The organism is Micrococcus sp. MS-ASIII-49 (assembly GCF_000946635.1).
In the GTDB taxonomy this organism is placed as follows: Bacteria; Actinomycetota; Actinomycetes; order Actinomycetales; family Micrococcaceae; genus Micrococcus; species Micrococcus luteus.
Window position 1 is genome coordinate 1 of sequence record NZ_JXSP01000165.1, and the last position, 1,779, is coordinate 1,779.

Below are 1,779 nucleotides of genomic sequence, written 5' to 3' on the forward strand. Positions count from 1 at the left end.
TCTATTCTCAGACACGCCCTAGATACCACCGTCGACTTCTTCCCGGCTGCCGAAGAGACGTTTGCAGTCGTAGCCGCGGCGAGGACGCTCGTGCACTTGCCCGACAACGCTAACGGGAACCATCCAGCGCGCTTTGCTTCAGACTCTGGAACTCCGCCTCGGAGATAGTTCCGCTGTCGAGTAGCTGCTTGGCTTGCGCGATCTCAGACGCAGGTCCCCCAGCAACAGTCCGGATGTAGTCGTCCGCCGTTGCTTTGGCCTCTCGTGCCTGTCGCTCGGCTCGATCGCCCATCCCACGACCGCGGAAGATCAGGTAAACGAGCGCCGTGAGGAACGGAACAAAGATGAGGAAAAGCAGCCAGATCGCCTTGTAGACGCCGCTGAGTTCGCGGTCCCGGAAGAGATCACTGATGATTGAGAACAGTGCGATGAGGTAGGCGACGAACACAAAGATGGTGAAGAACCACCAGATCGCATCCCAGATCGTGCTCCAGAAGTCCATGTTCCTGACCTCACCTTCCGGCCCGGTTGGGGGCCAAGCCTAGAGTTTCGTGTGAACCCAGGGTAGCAAGCGGCAAGCGGCCCCTGCCTACCTCAGCCAGAGCTGGGCGCGCCGCAAAAGTGCTAACGAAAGTGCTAAGCAACCTGCAGGTCGAGGTATCGCGGTGGAGTCATCCACAGGGCACATGCCGTAGATCGTTGATTTCATGCGGCAGAACGCCCTTCCAAGATTCGCGGCGCGAGGGGGTCGAGGTCAGTTCAAGTCCCCCCTCGCGCACCGCGGGCCGTTTGCAAGACGGCCAGGGAACGGTTTGTACGTTCCACAGGGGAAGCCCCCGGGAGACTCGGACGAGTCTCCCGGGGGCTTCTTTACGCACAGGATTGGCCTCCCGGGCGACGCCGCGGGCGTCCCGAGGGCCTGGCGGACTCGTCTGGGCATGGAAAGACCCCCGCGGGCCTGCGCCTGGGAAGGCTCCCGCGGGGGTCTGGATGTGTCCACGTGGTCCCGTGGGAGCGGCTCTAGGTTAGGCGGCCTCCCGCCTCTCAGGTGGCAAGCCCCCTGGTGATGTGTACGCGGGCCCGTACTCGTCGGCGCGGGTGAACCCGGCCGTGCGCTCATGGCGGCGGGCGCGCTTGACCGGGGCCGTGGCGAAAGACCAAAGCGTGTCGCCCCAGTCGTTAGAACGACGCCCGGCCTACTCTCGGAAGGTCGCCACCATCGACACCTACTGGCACACACGCGAAGGCATCCACCCTTATGTCCAGCCTCTCTGACCTCCTCGGCCAGGTCCGCGCCACGAACCCAGACCTCGCGGCCAACCTCGAACGCGAGATCAAGAACCGCACCCGGCGTCAGCGCCAGTTCGGACTCGTGTTCGAGGGGCACCGCCCCGAGGCCGTGGAACTGCCCTCTCGGCCCGTCCGCAAGGGGGACAAGGTCCGCATACTCCCGCCCCGCGGGGAGACCAAGAAAGGTGACCAGACCCTCTGGCACGTCGACCACATCGACCGCACTACCGGCACCGCCCGCCTGACCGCCGTCGACGGCGAGCAGGAGGCCCAGGCGGCCATTTCCGATCTCGTCGTCGTCGCTGAGTTCCGCGATCACATGTACCCCGGCCTCGTCGAGACCGGCCGAGTCGAGAACGGCGGTGGCAAGCCCTTCCATACGGTCATCAACGCCGAGAACTTCCACGCTCTCGAGATGCTCACTTACACCCACCATCGCAAGGTGGACTCCTGTCGCGCGTCAGACTTAGGGCATGTCTGACAATCGTT

The 1,779-nt window shown here is 64.1% G+C and carries 2 protein-coding genes; one reads left to right on the plus strand and one right to left on the minus strand.

Features of this window, described 5'->3' with window-relative positions; translation table 11 throughout:
* Window positions 1-109: 109 nt before the first annotated feature.
* A complete protein-coding gene (locus tag SJ20_RS10695; RefSeq protein WP_044659893.1) occupies window positions 110-502 on the minus strand; it encodes an SHOCT domain-containing protein in 393 nt (130 codons plus the stop codon).
* Between the two features lie 756 nt (window positions 503-1,258).
* On the opposite strand from SJ20_RS10695, the gene SJ20_RS12230 reads away from it, so the two are divergent.
* Window positions 1,259-1,771 carry a hypothetical protein gene (locus tag SJ20_RS12230; RefSeq protein WP_052833462.1) on the plus strand — a complete coding sequence of 171 codons (513 nt, stop codon included), beginning with the start codon at window positions 1,259-1,261 and terminating at the stop codon, window positions 1,769-1,771.
* The last annotated feature ends 8 nt before the right edge of the window (window positions 1,772-1,779 follow it).